The 664-nt window shown below is 45.2% G+C and carries 1 protein-coding gene; it reads left to right on the plus strand.

Annotation, left to right across the window (positions count from 1 at the left end; genetic code table 11):
• Window positions 1-664: glycine/proline betaine ABC transporter permease subunit OpuAB (gene opuAB, locus ACWHAR_RS27980; protein ID WP_452088551.1), on the plus strand; the 664-nt coding region annotated here is incomplete at both ends.

The raw sequence follows: 664 nt of genomic DNA on the forward strand, positions 1-664 counted from the left end.
GCCTAGAATACCTTTAGCAGATATTATTGACCGTTTTGTTGACTGGATTACGATGACGTTTGGCGGATTCTTCGACGGAATCGCTAACGGATTGGCCGCTTTTGTAAATGGAATTGTCACCGGTCTTGGATTTATTCCATCTATTTTGTTAACGATTATTTTCGCCGCACTTGCGTGGTGGATCAGTACAAGGGGAATTGCGTTATTTACGTTGATTGGATTCCTCCTGATCGATTATTTAGGATATTGGGACCCAATGCTGCAAACATTGGCGCTTGTTTTGACATCTGTGATTATTTCGATTGTGGTCGGGGTTCCGATCGGAATTTGGGCGTCTCAGAAAGAAACGGTTCGCCGTATTGTAACGCCAATTCTTGATTTAATGCAGACAATGCCTGCTTTCGTATATCTATTGCCGGCGATTTTCTTCTTTAACATCGGTGTTGTGCCGGGTGTTGTTGCATCTGTTATCTTCGCGATGCCGCCGACAATCCGCATGACTGTTCTCGGTATAAAACAAGTGCCGGCGGATCTGATTGAAGCGACTGAGGCGTTCGGTTCTACAACAGCTCAGCGTTTGTTTAAAGTTCAGCTCCCGCTTGCGACAAAAACCATTTTGGCCGGGATCAACCAAAGCATCACGCTTGCGTTATCAATGGTTGTT

This window comes from Bacillus sp. LR--39 (assembly GCF_053613335.1).